Origin of the sequence: Arthrobacter sp. SLBN-122, assembly GCF_006715165.1 — a bacterium.
Taxonomy (GTDB): Bacteria; Actinomycetota; Actinomycetes; order Actinomycetales; family Micrococcaceae; genus Arthrobacter.
In genome coordinates this window covers 2,665,138-2,684,537 of record NZ_VFMS01000001.1, presented here as the reverse complement: position 1 = coordinate 2,684,537, position 19,400 = coordinate 2,665,138, and the positions used below count along the sequence as shown (strand labels likewise).

Annotated in this window: 17 protein-coding genes and 1 tRNA gene; 12 read left to right on the top strand and 6 right to left on the bottom strand. The window is 66.4% G+C overall.

The window, feature by feature from the left end:
• Positions 1-103: 103 nt before the first annotated feature.
• The 4 genes from FBY36_RS12595 to FBY36_RS12580 all read left to right on the top strand — a co-directional run bounded on the left by FBY36_RS12595 (position 104) and on the right by FBY36_RS12580 (position 3,789).
• The gene (locus tag FBY36_RS12595; protein WP_142119871.1) at positions 104-1,522 is read left to right on the top strand and encodes a phosphomannomutase/phosphoglucomutase; all 1,419 of its coding nucleotides are present in this window, start codon (positions 104-106) and stop codon (positions 1,520-1,522) included.
• A gap of 6 nt (positions 1,523-1,528) precedes the next feature.
• Positions 1,529-2,026: a hypothetical protein gene (locus FBY36_RS12590; RefSeq protein WP_142119868.1), complete on the top strand. Its 498-nt coding sequence runs from the start codon at positions 1,529-1,531 to the stop codon at positions 2,024-2,026.
• Positions 2,027-2,040: 14 nt separating this feature from the next.
• On the top strand, positions 2,041-2,490 hold the full coding sequence (locus FBY36_RS12585; protein WP_142119866.1) for an RrF2 family transcriptional regulator: 450 nt from the start codon (positions 2,041-2,043) through the stop codon (positions 2,488-2,490).
• A gap of 138 nt (positions 2,491-2,628) precedes the next feature.
• On the top strand, positions 2,629-3,789 hold the full coding sequence (locus tag FBY36_RS12580) for a globin domain-containing protein (protein WP_142119864.1): 1,161 nt from the start codon (positions 2,629-2,631) through the stop codon (positions 3,787-3,789).
• A 188-nt stretch (positions 3,790-3,977) separates the two neighbouring features.
• Here the strand turns inward: FBY36_RS12580 and FBY36_RS12575 are convergent, their stop codons facing one another.
• Complete coding sequence (locus FBY36_RS12575; RefSeq protein WP_142119862.1) at positions 3,978-5,810, bottom strand: phosphoenolpyruvate carboxykinase (GTP); 1,833 nt, start codon at positions 5,808-5,810, stop codon at positions 3,978-3,980.
• A gap of 277 nt (positions 5,811-6,087) precedes the next feature.
• Here FBY36_RS12575 and FBY36_RS12570 point away from each other — a divergent pair.
• From FBY36_RS12570 to FBY36_RS12550, 5 genes are all read left to right on the top strand, one after another.
• A tRNA-Arg gene (locus FBY36_RS12570) sits at positions 6,088-6,164 on the top strand.
• Positions 6,165-6,241: 77 nt separating this feature from the next.
• Positions 6,242-7,696 carry a dihydrolipoyl dehydrogenase family protein gene (locus FBY36_RS12565; protein ID WP_142119860.1) on the top strand — a complete coding sequence of 485 codons (1,455 nt, stop codon included), beginning with the start codon at positions 6,242-6,244 and terminating at the stop codon, positions 7,694-7,696.
• Between the two features lie 67 nt (positions 7,697-7,763).
• Positions 7,764-8,483 (top strand): ABC transporter ATP-binding protein, encoded by a 720-nt coding sequence (locus FBY36_RS12560; RefSeq protein WP_142119858.1) that lies wholly within the window; start codon positions 7,764-7,766, stop codon positions 8,481-8,483.
• Positions 8,480-10,516, top strand: a complete 2,037-nt coding sequence (locus tag FBY36_RS12555; RefSeq protein ID WP_142119856.1) for a YhgE/Pip domain-containing protein — start codon at positions 8,480-8,482, stop codon at positions 10,514-10,516. The genes FBY36_RS12560 and FBY36_RS12555 overlap by 4 nt, the downstream gene beginning before the upstream one ends.
• Positions 10,513-11,160, top strand: a complete 648-nt coding sequence (locus tag FBY36_RS12550; protein ID WP_142119854.1) for a TetR/AcrR family transcriptional regulator — start codon at positions 10,513-10,515, stop codon at positions 11,158-11,160. The genes FBY36_RS12555 and FBY36_RS12550 overlap by 4 nt, the downstream gene beginning before the upstream one ends.
• A gap of 496 nt (positions 11,161-11,656) precedes the next feature.
• Here the strand turns inward: FBY36_RS12550 and FBY36_RS12540 are convergent, their stop codons facing one another.
• Entirely contained in the window at positions 11,657-12,658 is a 1,002-nt protein-coding gene (locus tag FBY36_RS12540; protein WP_142119852.1) for an EamA family transporter, read from the bottom strand.
• A 72-nt stretch (positions 12,659-12,730) separates the two neighbouring features.
• Here FBY36_RS12540 and FBY36_RS12535 point away from each other — a divergent pair, with 72 nt between their 5' ends.
• Positions 12,731-13,714 carry a LysR family transcriptional regulator gene (locus FBY36_RS12535; protein WP_235008816.1) on the top strand — a complete coding sequence of 328 codons (984 nt, stop codon included), beginning with the start codon at positions 12,731-12,733 and terminating at the stop codon, positions 13,712-13,714.
• Here the strand turns inward: FBY36_RS12535 and FBY36_RS12530 are convergent.
• The 4 genes from FBY36_RS12530 to FBY36_RS12515 all read right to left on the bottom strand — a co-directional run bounded on the left by FBY36_RS12530 (position 13,683) and on the right by FBY36_RS12515 (position 16,874).
• Entirely contained in the window at positions 13,683-14,210 is a 528-nt protein-coding gene (locus FBY36_RS12530) for a SixA phosphatase family protein (protein WP_142119850.1), read from the bottom strand. The two genes, FBY36_RS12535 and FBY36_RS12530, sit on opposite strands and share 32 nt — an antisense overlap.
• Before the next feature lie 384 nt (positions 14,211-14,594).
• A complete protein-coding gene (locus FBY36_RS12525; protein ID WP_142119848.1) occupies positions 14,595-15,461 on the bottom strand; it encodes a winged helix-turn-helix domain-containing protein in 867 nt (288 codons plus the stop codon).
• Between the two features lie 562 nt (positions 15,462-16,023).
• Positions 16,024-16,317 carry a hypothetical protein gene (locus FBY36_RS12520; RefSeq protein WP_142119846.1) on the bottom strand — a complete coding sequence of 98 codons (294 nt, stop codon included), beginning with the start codon at positions 16,315-16,317 and terminating at the stop codon, positions 16,024-16,026.
• A complete protein-coding gene (locus FBY36_RS12515) occupies positions 16,269-16,874 on the bottom strand; it encodes a hypothetical protein (RefSeq protein ID WP_142119844.1) in 606 nt (201 codons plus the stop codon). Before FBY36_RS12515 ends, FBY36_RS12520 begins: the two co-directional genes overlap by 49 nt.
• A 228-nt stretch (positions 16,875-17,102) precedes the next feature.
• Here FBY36_RS12515 and FBY36_RS12510 point away from each other — a divergent pair, with 228 nt between their 5' ends.
• On the top strand, positions 17,103-17,843 hold the full coding sequence (locus FBY36_RS12510; protein ID WP_142030193.1) for a response regulator transcription factor: 741 nt from the start codon (positions 17,103-17,105) through the stop codon (positions 17,841-17,843).
• A gap of 13 nt (positions 17,844-17,856) precedes the next feature.
• Positions 17,857-19,332 (top strand): sensor histidine kinase, encoded by a 1,476-nt coding sequence (locus FBY36_RS12505; RefSeq protein WP_142119842.1) that lies wholly within the window; start codon positions 17,857-17,859, stop codon positions 19,330-19,332.
• Positions 19,333-19,400 lie beyond the last annotated feature (68 nt).

Sequence of the window (19,400 nt, the reverse complement as noted above, 5' to 3'; positions counted from 1 at the left end):
CGGCCGGCTGCTATGTGGAAAGCGGCCCCTAAGGGCGGACCTGTTACGAAAGAGCTCCCCCAACCACATTGGCCGCCCGCGCTGCCCACGTAAGATAAAGCCCGTGACTAGCGAACAGACAGCGACATTTGACCTTTCGGCATCCTTCAAGGCCTACGACGTCCGTGGGATTGTAGGCGAGTCGATCACTGCCGAAATCGTCGAAGCCGTGGGGGCCGCGTTCGTGGATGTCCTGCAGCTTGAAGGCCAGACGATCGTAGTGGGCGGGGACATGCGTCCTTCCTCCCCGGAGTTCTCCAAGGCCTTCGCCAACGGGGCAGCAGCCCGCGGCGCGAATGTGGAGCTGCTGGACCTGATCTCCACCGATGAGCTCTACTTTGCCTGCGGGTTCCTCAACCGCGCCGGGGCCACCTTCACCGCCAGCCACAACCCCGCCGAGTACAACGGCATCAAGATGGCGAAGGCGGGTGCTGTCCCCATTTCCTCTGAAACCGGCCTCAAGGAGATCCAGGCCCTCGCGGAGCAGTACCTCAACTCGGGGTCCATCCCGGCAACCGGCACCAGGGGCCTCATCAGCGTCCGCGACGTACTCAAGGACTACTCCGAGTACCTCCGCAAGCTCGTTGACCTTTCTGCCTCCCGCCCGCTGAAGGTTGTGGTGGACGCCGGCAACGGCATGGCCGGCCTGACCACCCCGGCCGTCCTGGGCGACGCGCTGCTGCCCAAGCTGCCATTCGACATCGTCCCCCTGTATTTCGAGCTGGACGGTTCATTCCCCAACCACCCGGCCAACCCGCTGGAGCCGGAAAACCTCCGCGACCTGCAGGCCGCCGTGACCGAACACGGCGCGGACATCGGACTGGCCTTCGACGGCGACGCCGACCGCTGCTTTGTCATCGACGAGAAGGGCGAGCCCGTGTCGCCGTCGGCCATTACCGGCATGGTGGCGCGCCGCGAGATCGCCCGAGCCAAGGCCCAGGGCGAGGAAAAGCCCGCCATCATCCACAACCTGCTGACCTCCCGCGCCGTTGCGGAACTGGTGGAACACGACGGCGGACGCGCCGTCCGCACGCGCGTGGGCCACTCCTTCATCAAGGCAGTCATGGCAAAGGAAGGCGCGGTGTTCGGCGGCGAGCACTCCGCCCACTTCTACTTCCGCGACTTCTGGAACGCCGACACCGGCATGCTGGCAGCCATGCACGTCCTGGCAGCCCTGGGCGAGCAGGACGGCCCGCTCTCCGACCTGGCCCGCGAATACGAGCCCTACATCAGCTCCGGCGAAATCAACTCTGAGGTGGAGGACAAGCCGGCAGCGGTGGAGCGGGTGCGCCAGGCCTTCGCGGATGAGGACCTCACCATCGACAACCTGGACGGCAGCACCTTCACGGCCAATGACGGCAGCTACTGGTTCAACCTGCGCCCCTCCAACACCGAACCGTTCCTGCGGCTCAACGCCGAGGCCACGGACCGGGCCACCATGGAACGCATCCGCGACCGCGTCCTGTCCCTGGTGCGGGCCTAACAGCGGATGGCAGACCACACCGGGCAGGCAGCGGACGGAAACAGCGGGCAGGAAGGCTGGCGCGATTCCGTTTCCGAGGCCACGGCAACCGACCTGGAAAACCTCCTGGGCACGGGCGTCAGCGCGGCCCAGGAGCAGCTCCAGCGCAACGGCGGTTTCCTGCCCTTTGCCCTGACGGTCCAGAACGACGGCGAGGTGCGGCTGGTTGCCGTTTCCCCGGCGGATGCCACGGAAGGCAGCGACGGGGACTTCGACGCCGATGCCATGATCCACGACCTGCAGGCCCTCCTCCGCCAGAACCGGGACGACTTCCGCGCCGCCGCCGTGGTCTGCGACATCCTGCTGGTGGAGGAGGATTCGGACGCCATCCACGTGGCTGCCGAGCACCGGGACGGTTCCCTGTTTGCCGCGGTGCTGCCGTACTCCGCCAATGCAACCACCCAGTCCTGGGAATTCGGCGAGCTGGGCGCGGACGCCAGCGAACCAGCGATCTGGGTGGACTAGACCGGACTGCAGCCATGAAGATCAATGCCTTCGCCGACGTCAGCCTGCGCGCACTCATGGTGCTCGCAGCCGTTCCGGACGGTACGCTGCTCACCACCCAGAGCATCGCGGACTCCGTGGGAACACCCTACAACCACGTCAGCAAGGCCATGGCGAAGCTGCGGAGCATGGGGCTCATTGAGGTTGTCCGCGGCCGCTCCGGCGGTTCGCGGCTCAGCCATGCTGGCCGCATCGCGACCGTGGGCCAGATCCTGCGGCAACTTGATACCCGCACTGACCCTGCTGATTGCGTGGCGCCCGGCGGGAACTGCCCCCTCATCAACGAGTGCAAACTCCGCGGCGCGCTCGCCCGCGCCCGCGAGGCCTTCTATGCGGAACTGGACTCCGTGGTCATCGCGGACCTCCCGCAGGAGCGGCAGATGGCGCCGGTCTTCCAGATGATCGGCCTGCGTCCAGGGCTTTGACCTTGCCATCCGGGTGCCGGCTCCCGGTTTGATTTCAAACTTCTACAAGGTGTAGAACTGAGGCAGAAATACTTGTATTTGAAATATGAGTTTTCATCCGGCCGGACGAAGGCCCCGGCCATAACCTCAGGAGTTCAGATGCTCTCGGACAAGTCCCGCCCCGTCATTGAGGCCACCCTGCCGCTGGTCGGTTCCAGGATCGGATCCATCACCCCCAACTTCTACGCCCGCCTGTTCGCGGCGCACCCTGAACTGATGGATGGCCTGTTCAGCCGCTCCAACCAGCGCTCAGGCAACCAGCAGCAGGCCCTGGCCGGGAGCATCGCCGCCTTCGCCACCCACCTGGTCAACAACCCGGGCACCCTGCCGGAAACCGTCCTTTCGCGCATCGCGCACCGGCACGCCTCCCTGGGCATCACCGAACCGCAGTACCAGGTGGTCTACGAGCACCTCTTCGCGGCGATCGCCGAAGACCTGGCCGAGGTCATCACGCCCGAGATCGCCGAAGCCTGGACCGAGGTGTACTGGCTGATGGCGGACGCCCTGATCAAGCTTGAAAAGGGCCTCTACGCCGCACAGGCCAATGACAGGATGTGGATGCCCTGGCGCGTGGCAGCCAAGGAACCGGCAGGAACCGGTTCCATGACCTTCACGCTGGAGCCCGCCGACGACACCCCTGTAACCCCGGCCCTTCCCGGCCAGTACATCAGCGTGAAGGTGGCCGTCGCGGATGGCCTGCGCCAGGTCCGGCAGTACTCCCTTTCCGGGGATGCGGGCACCAGCCGCACCTTCACCACCAAGCTGGACGACGGCGGCGAGGTCTCCCCGGTCCTGCACAACACTGTCCAGGTGGGCGACGTCGTCGAAATCTCCAACCCCTACGGCGAGATCACCCTGAAGGAGGACGACGGCCCGGTGGTCCTCGCCTCCGCCGGCATCGGCTGCACCCCCACCGCCTCCATCCTCCGCTCGCTCGCCGAGTCCGGCTCCGACCGCCAGGTCCTGGTGCTGCACGCCGAAAGCACCCTGGACAGCTGGGCCCTGCGCAGCCAGATGACGGACGACGTCGAACGCCTTGACGGTGCCGAACTGCAGCTCTGGCTCGAGAAGCCGGTGGACGGCGCCAAGGAGGGATTCATGACCCTGCGTGAAGTGGACCTTCCGGCCGACGCCTCCCTCTACCTGTGCGGTCCCCTGCCGTTCATGAAGAACATCCGCAACGAAGCCATCAACGCCGGCATCCCGGCCACCAAGATCCACTACGAGGTCTTCGGCCCGGACATCTGGCTCGCCAGCTGATTCCATTGCTCCCCACCGGCCCCCTGGCCTCGCAAGCTCGGCCAGGGAACCCGGCCGGCGTGGGCCCACGTACTTGTCGTTTTGAAGCCTGAAAACGACAACGGTGGGGAGCAATCGATGGATGGAAAAACGGCGGCCCCGCACCTTTTCGAAAAGGTGCGGGCCGCCGTCGTTGCTTTAACCAGGGGCTAATGCTTGGCCATGCGTTCCTTCAGGGAGTCGAGCTCCGCGCGCAGGGCATCCGGCAGTGAATCGCCGAACTTTGCGTACCAATCCTCGATGGAGGCCAGCTCGGTGTCCCATTCCTCGCGGTCAACCCGGACGGCGTCCTCGACGTGGGCGTGGGTGAGGTCAAGGCCGGTGAGGTCCAGTGAGTGTCCGGCCGGAACGAAGCCTATGGGGGTTTCGACGGCGTCTGCCTTGCCCTCGAGGCGCTCGATGGCCCACTTCAGGACCCGGGCGTTGTCGCCAAAGCCAGGCCATGCAAAGTCACCGTCGGCGGTGCGGCGGAACCAGTTCACCAGGAAGATGTGCGGCAGGCGTTCGGGATTGGCCTTTCCGGAGACACTGATCCAGTGCTTCAGGTAGTCACCGGCGTCGTAGCCGATGAAGGGCAGCATGGCCATAGGGTCGCGGCGGAGCACGCCGACCTGCCCGGCAGCAGCGGCCGTCGTCTCGGAGGACAGGGTGGAACCCATGAAAATGCCGTTGGTCCAGCTGCGCGCCTGGGTGACCAGCGGAACGGTGGTCTTGCGGCGGCCGCCGAACAGGATGGCTGAGAGCTCCACGCCTTCGGGGCTGTAGTACTCCTCAGCGAGCATGTCCACCTGCGAGATGGGGGTGCAGAACCTGGAGTTCGGGTGGGCGGCGGGACGGCCCGAATCGAGGGTCCAGGAGTTGCCCTCCCAGTCGGTCAGGTGGGCCGGAACTTCATCCGTCATGCCCTCCCACCAGACACCGCCGTCGTCGGTCAAGGCCACGTTGGTGAAGATGCTGTGGCCCTTGGCAATGGCGCGCATGGCGTTGGGGTTGGTGCCCCAGCCGGTGCCGGGGGCTACGCCGAAGAGGCCGGCCTCCGGGTTGGTGGCGCGCAGTTCGCCTTCCTTGCCGATGCGCATCCAGGTGATGTCATCGCCAAGGGTTTCGACTTCCCAGCCTTCGATGGTGGGGTCGAGCAGGGCAAGGTTGGTCTTGCCGCAGGCCGAGGGGAAGGCTGCGGACATGTAGTACGACTTCTTCTCCGGCGAGGTGAGCTTGAGGATGAGCATGTGCTCCGCCAGCCAGCCTTCGTCGCGCGCCATGACCGAGGCGATGCGCAGGGCGTAGCACTTCTTTCCGAGCAGGGCGTTGCCGCCGTAACCGGAGCCAAAGGACCAGATGGACCGCTCTTCGGGGAAGTGGACAATCCACTTGTCCGGGTTGCAGGGCCATGCCACGTCCTCCTGGCCCGGGGCCAGCGGGGCGCCGAGCGAGTGCAGGGCGGGAACAAAGAAGGCGTTGGTGGCCGTGATCTTGTCCAGGACCTCGGTGCCAATGTTTGCCATGATGCGCATGGAGGCAACAACGTAGGCGCTGTCGGTGATCTCCACGCCGAACTTGGGGTCCTCCGCGTCCAGGTGGCCCATGACGAACGGGATGACATACATGGTGCGGCCGCGCATGGAACCGGCGAACAGGCCGCGCAGCTTGTCCTTCATCTCCCGCGGTTCCATCCAGTTATTGGTGAACCCGGCGTCACGCTTGTTTTCCGAGCAGATGAAGGTCTGTTCCTCAACGCGCGCAACGTCAGCGGGATCCGAGAACGCGGCGAAGGAGTTCGGGAAGAGATCCTGGTTGAGACGGGTCAGGGTTCCGGCAGCAACTAGCTCGTCGGTAAGGCGGGTGTATTCCTCTTCGCACCCGTCAACCCAGTAAATGCGGTCCGGCTGCGTAAGCTCAGCAACCTCTTCGACCCATGCCAGCAGGCCGGCATGTGTGGTGGGTGCTTTCTCAAGCAGCGGCTTCTGCGCCAGATCGCCCATTGCAGTTCCCTTCCTCGGGTTCATCGGTGTGAGCTAAATGCTATGGTCCGGACCAGTGGAGTTTTTGGGGAGCTTGACTGACATCTGCCGTCACCAAAAGTGAATTCCGCGGAAAATCAAGGAATTATTGCGGCGAAACGGCCGATTAAGTGACAAAGGTCACCTATACCGGTCTAGTTGCCGAGATTACAGTCCTTTCGATTTGGCATCCCGGCCAACCCTCGCGTAAAGTAATTCGAGGTTCGGGGAGTGCGGTTCTTCTCCCGGGACACGGAATGCGCCCATAGCTCAGCTGGATAGAGCGTCTGTCTACGGAACAGAAGGTCAGGGGTTCGAATCCCTTTGGGCGCACCAACAAGGTCCGCACCGGTTCGCCGGTGCGGACCTTTTTTGTGCCGCCAACCCCATCGTCCCCCGGCTAGGCTGTGCACATGATGCCCGACGCCACTGAGCGCGAATTTGATGTTGTTGTCATCGGCGCAGGCGCCGTAGGGGAAAACGCGGCAGGCCGCGTCGTGGAGGGCGGGCTTACCGCCGTGCTCGTGGAAGCGGAACTGGTGGGCGGTGAATGCTCCTATTGGGCATGCATGCCGTCGAAGGCACTCCTTCGACCCGGCACCGCTCTACACGGGGCACAGACGACGCCGGGCGCCAAGGAGGCAGTCACCCGCACCCTCGACACCGCCGCCGTCCTGGAACGCCGTAACTATTTCACCTCCAACTGGCAGGATGACAGCCAGGTCTCCTGGGTGGAGGACACAGGCATTGACCTGGTGCGCGGCCACGCGTGGCTGACAGGACCCAAGGCCGTGGAGGTGGCAGGACTGGACGGAAACCGGCACCTGCTAAGGGCGCGGCATGCCGTGGTACTCGCCACGGGCTCAACCCCCAACACCCCACCCATTGAGGGCATGCAGGATGTACAGGTATGGGGAACCCGCGAAGCCACATCGGCGGGTGAGGTCCCGGAGCGCCTGACGGTGTTGGGCGGCGGGGTGGCCGGCGCTGAACTGGCCCAGGCTTTCGCCCGGCTGGGTTCGAGCGTCACCCTGGTGGCGCGCAGTGGACTGCTGGGCAAATTTCCGCCGGAAGCCTCCGCACTGGTTGCGGCAGGACTTCGCGCGGACGGGGTGGAGCTTCGCTTGAACACCGCCACGGAACGCATCCGGGAGAACGACGACGGCACCCTCACCGTCAGCCTCAGCGACGGAACCGACGTCACGGCGGAGAAGGTCCTGGTTTCCACGGGCAGGCATCCGGCCCTGGAAGGCCTGGGCCTGGAGAGCCTGGGCTTCGAGCCGGATGATTCCGGGCACCTTTCCCTTACAACGGACACATCAGGGCTGGTCCAGGGAACCCCTGGAGAGGACGCCTGGCTCTACGCAGTGGGGGACGCCGCGGGCAAGAACCTCTTTACCCATCAGGGCAAGTACGAGGCCCGCGCCACCGGCGCCGCCATCACGGCGCGGGCCAACGGTGAGCTCAAGGGAACCCCCGATGACTGGTCCCGCTATGCCCAGACGGCCAATCAGCATGCCGTGCCCAGCGTCGTCTTCACGGACCCGGAGCTGGCCAGCGTCGGACGCACGCTGCAGGCGGCCAGGAAGGACGGGTACAACGCGTCCTCCGTGGAGCTGCCGATCCAAGTGGCTGGATCCTCCCTCCACTCGGAGAACTATGAAGGCTGGGCCCAGCTGGTGGTTGATGAGGACCGCAAGGTCCTTCTTGGTGCCACGTTCGCCGGGCCGGATGTGGCGGAACTGCTGCATGCGGCCACCATCGCCGTGGTGGGCGAGGTGCCGCTGGAGCGCCTCTGGCATGCCGTCCCCTCCTACCCCACCATCAGCGAGGTGTGGCTCCGGCTGCTGGAAAAGTATGGGCTCTGATTCTTATTTGAACTGACCAGTCAGTTCGGTTAGCCTTGATGCAGACCATTTCTGTGAAAGGCATGCCTTGCTCTCAGCACACCAGCTCCACGCCAAAGGACGCCGGGACCCGCTGCTTCCGCCCACCTCACTGGCCGTGGGCCGCGGTGAACTGCTGCTCGTTGCCGGCGACCGCCAGGACCAGCGCACCGCCCTGTCCCTCCTGCTCAGCGGGAGGATGAAGGCTTCAGGTGGACAAGTGAGCTGGGACAACAGCACGCGGATCAAGCACCTCCGCGTGGCGGCAGCGCTGGTGGACTCCCCCGGCGTTAACGAACCTGAGGAACACCTCAGCGTCCGCGACCTGGTAACCGAGGACCTGGCCCTGATACCCCGCCGCTACCGCGGGGCGCTGCTCAGCGGCCCGTGGCTCAAGGTCAACCGGTTCGAGGACATCGCGGGGTTGTGGACAGAACAGCTGGAACCGCAGCGGCGGCTGGAGCTGCTGACGGCGCTGGCCCTGGCCAACCCCCGCACGGACCTGCTGGTGGTTGACTCCCCGGACCGCCACAGCGGCGATGAGCTCACCTGGCTGCCGCGCCTGCAGGAGTTGGCGTACGACGCCGGGCGTCCACTCGCCGTCGTGGCGGCAGTCAGTGCCGTCCCCGGCTCGTGGGACGGGCCGGCTGCTGTGATCGGGAATGCGGCACCGGAAGCGGCACCGGCCGCGGAAGCCAGGGCGGAACCGGACGACGCGGAAACCCCCGAAAACCAGGAAACCCCACTCGAAACCGAGGTTGCCAAGTGACTGTCCTGCGGCTGGCCCGCTCCGAACTCAAGCGCATGACCGGCGGGCTGCTGCCCAAGCTGACCATCCTGGCGCTGACCATGGTCCCGCTGCTCTACGGCGCGGTATACCTCTACGCCAACTGGGATCCGTACGGGCACCTCAACAACCTGGACGCCGCCCTTGTGGTGGAGGATTCGGGCGCAACCACAGCCGACGGCACCCGGCTGGAGGCGGGGGCCAAGGTGGCGGACAGCCTGGTGGAAGGCAACGTCTTCCATTGGGTGCCCGTGGCCAGCTCCACGGAAGCTGATGCCGGAGTGAGCAGCGGGCAGTACGCCTTCGCGCTGAAGATCCCCAAGGACTTTTCAGCCAACCTGGTTTCGCCCGGCAGCTTCGACTCCGCCAGCCAGGCCATGCTGAACGTGACCACGAACGATGCCAACAACTACCTCCTGAGCACCATCGTGGACAAGCTGACCACTGCCGTGCACTCCACCGTTGCCAAGGAAGTGGGTGAGGAAACCGCCAACCAGCTGCTCACAGGCTTCGGCACCATCCACGGCAAGATGGTCCAGGCCGCGGACGGCGCCTCCCAGCTGGCCGACGGTGTGGCCACCCTCAGGGACGGAACCCTCACCCTCCACGAAGGGACTGCGGCCTTGAGCAGCGGGGCGGACCAGCTGTACGCCGGCCAGCTGAAGCTGCGCGACGGCGCCAACCAACTGACCGACGGCGCCGGGCAGCTCAGCAGCGGCCTGTCAGTCCTGAAGGACAAGACGGCCACCCTGCCCACGGATACCCAGACGCTCGCGTCCGGTGCCGCCCAGGTGGCTGCCGGGAACGCCCAGTTGAACGCGAAGATCCAGGACGTGGCGGCACAGTTGGACGCAGCGGACCAAGGACTCCGCTCCAGGGTTGCGGAGTCCAACAGCAGGCTGGTCGCTTCGGGCGTCCTGACCCAGGAGCAGGCGGACAAGGTCCTTGCCGATTTCGACGCCGCCGCGGCATCCAGTCCGGTGGCAGGCGCCAAGAGCAAAATCCAGACGGATGCGGCCCAGGTCCAGCAGCTGGCCAACGGTTCTGAAGCAGTCAGTGTCGGCGCGGCCCAGCTGGCTGCAGGGATGCCCGCCCTGAAGGACGCTATCGCACAGGCCTCGGCAGGGGCTGACCAGCTGCACACGGGCGCCGCCGCGCTGGCAGCCGGTGAGCAGTCCGCCGTCGACGGGGCCGCCGCCCTGGCGGACGGCGCACACAAAGTGGATGCCGGAGCGGCCCAGGTTGCCGATGGCGCGGGCCAGGCCGCCTCGGGCTCCCGCACGCTCGCCGATGAAATCGGGAAGGGCGCCGGCCAGGTCCCCAACCCAGACGACGCCCAGAAGAGCAACCTGTCCCAGGTCATGGCCGATCCCGTGGCCGTGAGCAACGTGTCGCAGGCCAAAGCCGGATCCTACGGCGCCGGCCTGGCCCCGTTCTTCCTCACGCTCGCCCTCTGGATTGGGATCTTCATGCTGGTCCAGGCCATGCGCCCCATTACGCAGCGGGCATTGGCCTCCAATGCGCCGTCGTGGAAGATCGCCCTGGGCGGGTGGCTGCCCTTCCTGCTGGTTTCAGTGGTGCAGGCATCGCTGCTGACCCTGGTGGTGGACGTGGCGCTGGGGCTGAACCCGGCGCACCCGATCCTGATGTGGCTGTTCATGATGGCTGCCGCCATGGCCTTCAGCGCGCTCATCCAGGGCGTGGTGGCGCTGCTGGGCTCGCCAGGCAAGCTGGTGGTGCTCATCCTGCTGGTCCTGCAGCTGGTGTCCTCCGGCGGCACGTTCCCGTGGCAGACCACGCCGCAGCCGCTGCACGTGGTGCACCAGGTCCTGCCCATGGGGTACGTGGTGACCGGGATGCGGCACCTGATCTACGGCGGCGACCTGTCCATGATTGTCCCCACCCTGGCGGGGCTGCTGGGCTACACGGTGCTGGGCGCGGCCATGTCCACGCTCGCGGTTCGCAAGAACAAATACTGGAACCTCAAGACACTGAAACCGGAGATCGCGGTATGAGCACCGAACCCACGGCCGCTGCCAAAGGGCTCCGGCCCGCCCGCACGAACGCCACCCGCCAGAAACTCTTCGACGCCTCCATGGAGCTGATCGGCGAGCGCGGGGCGGCAAGCGTCACGGTGGACGAGATCGCTGCTGCTGCCGGCGTTTCCAAGGGCACCGTCTACTACAACTTCGGCAGCAAGTCGGAGCTGATCGCGCAGCTGCTGCGGCATGGGGTGGACATCCTCAAGGCGCAGCTGCTCGAGGCCGCCGACAGCGAAGGCACCGGCCGTGACCCCTTGCTGGGCATGGAAGCGATGATTGGCCAGGCCATGGATTTCATGGCCGAGTACCCGTCGTTTGCCCGCCTGTGGGTCAGCGAGAACTGGCGGATTCCCAGCGAGTGGCAGGGCACCTTCTCGGTCCTGCGCGGCGAGCTCCTGGAAGTGATCGGCCAGGCCGTGGAACGTGTGGCCGAGGCCTACCCCGTGGACGGTTCAGTGTCCAGGGGAAGCCTGGAGACCGCCATCTTCGGTGCCTGCTTCGTGGTGGGCCTGGACCGGCAGACCTACAACCCCGAGCGCACACGTGACCAGAGCGTTGCAGCAATCATGGCCATCATGCGCGGCTACGTCCTCAAGGGACCTGCTTCTCGGGGATGATGGAGCACATGCGCCATACGGGGAAGAGCGGGAAGTTCGCGGTAATCTGCGGCATCGTCGCAGCAGGGCTGCTGGTCCTTACGGCGATGACACTGGCCGAGCCGGTGTTCATGGCGTTCCTCGGCGTGCTGGGCCTGGCCTACCTCGCAGCGCTTGCCGAGATCCTGTTCCGACGGCGGCGGTTTGCCCTGCTGGCCGCCGGCGCCGGGACTGCCCTTGCCCTCGGCTTTTCCCTGGCGTTCCTCAGCACATGGGAGCTCGCGTTCGACGGCCAGTCCTCCTTCCTGGGCACCCCACTCCCCACCGACGACCCCGACAACTATTTCCTCGGTGCCGCCTGTGCGCTGGCCGGAACCTTCGGGATCCTCTTCCTGGGTGCCGTGTGGCCGGGACGGGGAGGGAGCGCGGCGGGCCGCCGGCCTTCCGCCGCACGGCGCGGGAGTCCGCGGCCGGCGCGCACTGCCGCCCCGCGCCCGGGCAGCCAAGCCGCAGTCCGTCAACGGACTTCCGTCACCCGCACCCCGCCCGCCGGCTCCCCGCCGGCCAAGCGCCCGCCGTCGTCCGCTCCACCCTCAGCCCGGCCGGCCCCCAGGTCCGGCAGCGGCTCGGCCTCCCGCCGCTGACGCCGCGCTCCTGCCCCGGTGAGCACCGCCGTCGCCACGCCGCCCAGGAGGAGCAGCCCGCCCGCCAGTTCCGTTGGCGACGGCACTTCCGCGAGGACCAGCCAGGCAGCGCTCATTCCCACCACCGGGACCAGCAGGGTAAACGGAACAACGGCCGACGACGGGTGGCTGGCCAGGAGCCGGTTCCAGATTCCGTAGCCCACCAGCGAGGCGAAAACAGCGGTGTACAGGGCGCTGAGCATGGTGGGCATCTGGACAGTGGACAGCGAGGTCCAGACCTGGCCCGGCCCGTCAACCAGCACCGACAATGCTCCCAGCGGGAGCGGCACCACGGCGCCCGACCAGACCACCAGCCCCAGGCCTGAGGCGGCCCTGGCCTTCCGGGCGATGACGTTTCCGGCCGCCCAGGACAGCGCTGCCGCCAGGACGATGACCAGCGGCAGGAGCGGTGCCACCGCGCTGCGCCCCACGGCCACCAGGGCGAGTCCTGCAACGCCCAGCCCAACACCTGCCAGCTGGCGCATGGCTGGCCGTTCGTTCAGGAACACAGCGGCAAGCAGGACGGTCAGCAGCACCTGCGCCTGCAGGACCAGCGACGCGAGACCCGCCGGCATGCCGAGCGCCATGGCCAGGTAGAGGAGGCCGAACTGGCCGGCACTCATGAAAAGTCCGACGCCGACAATGGCCTTCCAGCCCACCTCCGGTTTCCTGACGAAGAAGATCCAGGGGACAACCACCAGGACGAAGCGGAGCGCAACGAACAACAGGGGTGGAAAGTTCTGGCCGCCCGCGTGGAGTCCGATGTCGATGGCCACAAAGTTCAGGCCCCACAGCAGGGCGACGAGAAGGGCAAGGAGGGAATCGCGGAAGCTCACGCTCCTACTCTGGCAGAGCGGCAAATGAAGCACCAGCGCCTTATTCGGCGTTCAATCATGTACCTTTGCTTCATGATCGACATAGGGTCCTTGCGGGCGCTCGCGGCCATTGAGCAGCACGGCACCGTCATTGCCGCCGCGGAAGCCATGGGGTTCAGCCCGTCAGCCGTCTCCCAGCAGGTGAAGAAGCTGGAGAAAGAGGGCGGCTTCGCTGTCCTGGAACGCCGGGGCCGCGGAGTCCTGCTGACCGAGCGCGGACTGGCCCTGGCTGCTTATGGGCGGCGCATCCTCGCGGAGCTGGAGGAGCTGGAGTCCACGCTGATGGCCGACCCTGCCAAGCCCAGCGGCAGCCTGCGGGTGGTTTCCTTTTCCACTGCCTGCCGGGGGTTAGTGGGCCCCCTATTGGCCCAGGTTGGGCAATCGGGGGCAGCGCTGGATATTTCCGTCCTGGCCGAGGACCCGCGCGAGGCCGTGGCCAGGGTCGCCAACGGCGAAGCAGACCTGGGCCTGGTGCACAACTGGAATTCCGTGCCGTTGGTCATCCCGGAGCACCTCACGCTGGAGTGGCTGTGCGAGGACGTGGCGGACGTCCTGGTCCACAGCGGGCATCCGCTCGCCCAGCAGCCGGAGGTTGAACCCGCACAGCTCGTGGACGAGCGGTGGATCAGCACGCCGGCAGGAGCGATCTGCAACGAAGCCCTGCTGCGGATCTTCGCCGACCTGGGACGCGTCCCCGACATCAGGGTTTACGACCCCGATTTTGCGACGCATATCGCTTTCGTGGAGCAGGGGGTGGCTGTAGCGCTCGTGCCGCGCCTGGGCCGCCCGGCGCTGCCTCCGGACGTCGTCGCCATTCCAGTGGTCAATCCGGTCCAGGCGCGGCAAGTGGGACTCGTCCACCGCAGGACCATGACGGCCAGCCCCGGCATCAGGCACGTGGCGGGACTTCTGCGGGAGATCGCGGGCAGTGGGACCGGGACCGGTGGGACGGGCGCCAGTGCGGCTCTGTCTAGTGGGCCTGTATCTAGTGGCCCCGGGGCACCGCGAACCGCATGATCCGGGCATCCTGGCCGTCGAGTTCCGCCCACGGTTTCTCCGTCTCCAGGACCGTGAGCGCATTGGTGGGAAAGCGGGTGGCGGCGTCCATGTAGGCGTCGTGGTCGGAATCGCGAGAGGCCAGGTGCATAACCAGGTCCTGCACGCCGGGCAGGTGCGCGATCAGCATCAGCGTGGTCACGGTGTCCGGCACGTGGTTGACCACGGTGAGCATCCGGAGGGCCGACGCCGCATAGAGTCCGTCTTCGAGCTTGGGGGTGGGGGCCTTGTCGCCGAGTTCGGAGCAGACCCAGGTGCAGGTCTGACGGGTGCGCAGGGCGCTGGAGCACAGGATGAAGTCCGGGATGATGTTGTGCTTGAGCAGCCAGCGCCCGGCCAGCGGCGCTTCCCGGTGCCCGCGCTCTTCGAGTGGCCGCTCATGGTCGGCCACCCCGCCGGGCCAGTCGGCCTTGGCGTGCCGCATGATCACAAGGCGTCGGACATGGTGCGAACTCATGGCCCAAGCCTAGCGCCAGCAAAAGCACGAGGAAGCGCACAGTTCCTTGGCCGGAGAACGTCACGCCAAGCACGCTTTAGGCACCAGCAAAAACAAAATTGGCGGAATCCCGGACCCCGGCAGCAGACAACAGCCCGAAAACGTGCCCACAGTGACACGAGGAACGTGCAGCCGCGTAGGCACAGCGCCCGGAGAGCCCCGACGTTGAAAGGCGGGATGTCCCGACAGCGCCGTTATGGCTGGGCCCACGCCGCCCGGGTTCCCTGGCCGAGCTTGCGAGGCGAGGGAGGCGGTGGGGCGGAACGAGCGCAGGCGCCGAAGGATGCCTCGCGAAAGCGAAGGCGCCCACCAGGGGGGCAGGCGCCTTTCGACCGAAGATCAAGACTAGATCGAGTACTCCGGAGCGGCCCAGACAACAACTTCCGGGTGCTCGTAGAACCGGTAGCCCTGGCCGCGGACGGTGCGGACGGTATTGGCGAGGCGGCCGAGCTTGGAGCGGAGGCGGCGGATGTGGACGTCGATGGTGCGCTCGTTGGGCACTTCTTCGGCGTTGCGCCAGAGTCCTTCGAGGAGCTCGTCGCGGCCAACGGTGCGGGTGCCGTTTTCGACGAGGTAGTTGAGGAGCTCGAACTCCTTGAAGGTCAGGTTCAGGGATTCGCCGTCGAGGTGGACTTCGCGCCGGGCGAGGTCGATGAGCACGCCGGAGGGGCGCGGTTCCTGCGGCTGGGCAGCGCGCGGGGTTTCGGTGCGCTGGCGGGAGTTGACGGTGGGGTCGCCGAAGGTGGAACGGACGACGTCGAGAGCGGAACCGGGGGTGCCGGCGGGGGCTACTGCCACGGCGGCGTAGCTCTCGGCGCCGGAGACCAGCGACTGGGCGTAGGCACGGATTTCCTGTGCGAGCTTGGCGATGGAGGTTCCGGCTGCTGCTGCGGTCTCCTCGTCGATGCCCATGTAGAGGACGAAGCCGCGGGCCACGTTCTCGTTGGCTACCGGGCGGACTGCGTTTGGACCGGCCACCACAGGGGTAGGGGCGGTAACGGGTGCGGACTCTGCGGGGTGCACGGCACGGAGCTGGCCGTAGGAGTTGGGGTTGTATCCCTGCGGGGCGAAACCCTGGCCGGGGAAGCTGCTGCCGGACGTGGAGGGAGCAAGCGACGGGCGGGGAGCGAAGCCGGGACGAAGACCGGAGGGCTGTCCTGCCTTGGCGGCGTTACGGACTGAGATGTGGACGTATCCGGATGCAACTGACATGTGTGGTTACCTCAATGTGAATGGCCGTCTTCGCGGCTCGAATGCTGGCTTCCCCGTCAGCGGACCGGGGAGGGGCGCCCGACGCTGGGCTTGGGGGCGAATGCCTAAGAACTTCGGTGGGTGGGAAGGTCAGGCGTGCATTCGACAACAGCGCATGTCGGCAGCAGCTGATGTGCTGGGCCAATATTCTGCGGCTGCAGGTGCTGTTGAGTTCTTGTTCACATTGGAAGTGTGCAGCGTAACAATGCGAACTTGCAAGTAACAATGGACCGGATCGTCCGCATCGTGAGACAAAACGTGGAATTGTGCCGCAGATCACTATTTCGGAAGAGTGAAATTTCTTTGCTGCTTATCCGGAAAAGGGGCTTGCATCTCCTCAATCCCCGAACTTTCTTTGCTGAAACCTCAATTTTTCGAATTGCGCCGAAATTCAACCGTTTGACATAGAATCGGCCGGACAGGGACCCTTCCTGTCCAGCCGACGTCCCGTCCTCTGCCGATTTTTTGGGTTTGAACGGCCTGCGCTGCCCATCGCAGGGGGCACAAGCATTGGCTGTGCGTGTCAGTTGCTGCTGGTGCCCGGGGCCGGGACTGTGCCGGAACCGGCCGTTGCCAGTTGGATGGTCTGCGCAGTGTAGGTGTCCGAATCCCTCAGCGCTGTCACGCGGACGGTGGCTCCGGTGGTCACGGTGGACAGGCTGAGCGAACTGGAAGCGGTCCCGCTGCCCCGCTGCCGCATTCCCTGCATCACCTGCACATCGGAACCCACCGCATAGGTCCGGGAAAAGCCGTCCTCGCTTTTGACGGTCAGGGAGGTGGCGGAGACCTCCGTGACGGTGCCTGTCTGGCCGGCCATGGCCACATAGCTTGAGTCCTGGAGAACCACGTATTGGAATGGACGGCTGCGTTCAGAGCCGCCGAACCCATCCCCCAGGCCCCCGGGCCACCGTCCATCCCCGTGCCGCCGGCCATGCCGCCGTCCACGCCGCCTTGGCCGCCCGGCCCCGTCATGCCGCCCTGCCCGGTCATGCCGCTTTGCCCTCCCGTTCCGGACTGGCCGGTGGCACCGGTGCCCACGCCGTTGTTCGTGGAAGCAGCAGCCGTCCCGTTTCCGGCCGCGTATGCACCGGCACCGGCTGCGGCAGCCACAACCACCGCCACGCCGCCCACCAGTACACCTTTCTTCGCCGTCCAGTTCCCTTTCCCGGAACGGGAGGAAGCGCCGGCGGGGTACTGCTGTGGTGCGCCCCAGCCCGTGCCGGCGTTGGGCACCTGGCCGTCTGTCGGCGTCGTGCCCCACCCTGCGGCATTGTCAGGGCCGGTGGCGCCGTCAGCTGCTCCGCCCCAGACAGGAGCCGGCTGGTTCTTTTGCCCGGAGGCCGGGGGTACGGCGTGGTCGTCTTGCTGATCCATGGCTTTCTCCAAAAGGTCGGAACTGATGGTGGTGATGCTGTTGTCCCCACAAGCTCTGCCGCCAGGCTGTGCAGGGGCTGTGCGGCAGGCCAAGCCAGCCTGTGACCTGCCGGGCCCGCGGGGGCAGGCCCAGCGGCTGCCTCCGTCCCCGGTGGCTAGGCTGGACCTCACAGCTGGAACACAGCAATGGCAAAGCCTTGGCAAACCGACAGATCGGAGAGTTGTCCCATGGCATCCCCGCACTCCATGACCAACAACCTTCCCCAGCTCACCCACCCGGACGGCTCCCCTATCCGTGCCCTGGTGGTGGATGACGAACCGAGCCTGTCCGAACTCATGAGCATGGGCCTGCGCATGGCGGGCTGGTCTGTGGCCGTGGCCGCGGACGGACCCGCTGCCGTGAAGCTAGCCAAGGACTTCCATCCGGATGTCCTGGTGCTGGACGTCATGCTGCCGGGGTTCGACGGCGTGGAGCTGCTGGGCAGGATCCGCGCCTTTGCGCCGGAGGTGCCTGCGCTCTTCCTGACAGCCAAGGACGACGTCCAGGACCGCATCGTGGGACTGGCCGCGGGCGGGGACGACTACGTCACCAAACCCTTCAGCATGGAGGAAGTCCTGCTGCGCCTGCACCGCCTGGTCCAGCGTTCCGGAGTGGCCGCCATGGATACCGCCGAACTGGTGGTGGGCGACCTGGTGCTCAATGTGGATACCCGGGAAGTTACCCGTGCCGGGGAAGGGATCCAGCTGACGGCAACCCAGTTCGAGCTGCTCCGCTACCTGATGGAGAATCCCAAGCGCGTGGTCAGCAAGGCCCAGATCCTGGACCATGTGTGGGATTACGACTTCGGCGGCCAGGCGAACATCGTGGAACTGTACATTTCCTACCTGCGCAAGAAGATCGAAGCCAATCATCCGCCGATGATCCACACCGTGCGCGGGGCGGGCTACGTCATCAAGCCTGCAGACTAGCCAAAGGAAACGCGTGTCTCTTTCCGGTGTCCCCCGGCCCACCGGCCGGTCCTGGTTCAACCCCTCCACCTGGCACCTCCGCACCCGCCTGATCCTGCTGTCCATGGCCCTGCTGGTCGCCATCTCGGGCGCCATCGGCGTGGTCAGCTACGCCTCCATGGACGTGGTCCTCACCAACCAGCTGGACAACCAGCTGATGCAGGCTTCCCGCGGGCGGCCGCCGGAAGGCAACCCTTCCGGGCGGCCTGACCCGCTCGATGCGCGCGGCCAAAGCGTGGGCACGCTCAACGCACGCGTGATCAACGGCCAGATCAGCCGGGAGGCAGGCTTCCTGTCCTCCGACGCCACCCGCACGGCCCTGACTTCCTCGGATGTGGCGGCCCTGCAGGCGCTTCCCCATAACGGCGTGCCGGTGGACCGCCAGCTGTCCAACGGCGATTACCGGCTGATGGCCACCGAGACGCCGTACGGCGACGTGGTGATCACCGGCCTTCCGTTGGCCACGAAGAAAGCCACCGAAGCCTCACTGGTGCTCACCATGGTGCTGGTCTCGCTGGGCGGGCTGGTCCTGATCGGCCTGGTTGGCACCGCGTTGATCCGCCGGACCATGCGCCCCTTGGAACAGCTGTCCGACGTCGCCACCAAGGTTTCCAAGCTGCCCCTCGACGCCGGCGAGGTGGCGCTCGCCGTCCGAGTGCCGCCGTCGGCCGCCCATCCCAACACGGAAGTGGGCAGCGTGGGCCACGCCCTGAACCTGATGCTGGACAACGTTTCCAGGGCGCTCGAAGCCCGGCAGCGCAGCGAGATGAAGGTGCGCCAGTTTGTTGCCGACGCCTCGCACGAGCTTAGGACGCCGCTGACCGCCATCCGCGGGTACACCGAGCTGATGCGCATGACCGAGACCCTCACCGAGGACGGCCGGAAGTCGCTGGGGCGGGTGCAGAGCCAGTCGGAACGCATGACTGCGCTGGTGGAGGACCTCCTCCTGCTGGCCCGGCTGGATGAAGGCAAGGCAACCGAGACCACCGATGTGGACCTTACCCAGCTGGTGATCGAAACCGTCAGTGACGAAAAGGTCATGGCCCCGGACCACACCTGGCAGCTGCAGCTGCCCGACGAACCGGTCACGGTCCGTGGGGACACCACCCAACTGCACCAGGTGCTGGCCAACCTGCTTTCCAATGCCCGGAAGCACACCCCGGCCGGGACCACCGTGGCCACCGGCTTGATGCGCTCCGCAGACGGGAGCGTGGTGGTCACGGTCACCGATGACGGGCCCGGCATCCCCGCCGAATTCCAAGGCAGCATCTTTTCGCGCTTCACCCGGGCTGACGCCGCCCGCTCCGGCTCCGAGGGCTCGTCCGGCCTGGGCCTGTCAATCGTCGAGTCGATCGCCATGGCCCACGGCGGCACCGTGGAACTGGTGTCCCGGCCGGGCAGGACCGAGTTCGCCGTCCGCCTTCCCGCTGCGGGCCCCGCCACGCCCTGATAGCGGCGGCGGGGCAAGACTACACAGGCACGTCACAGGTTGCGCCTAAAGCCCTCAAATCCGGCGGC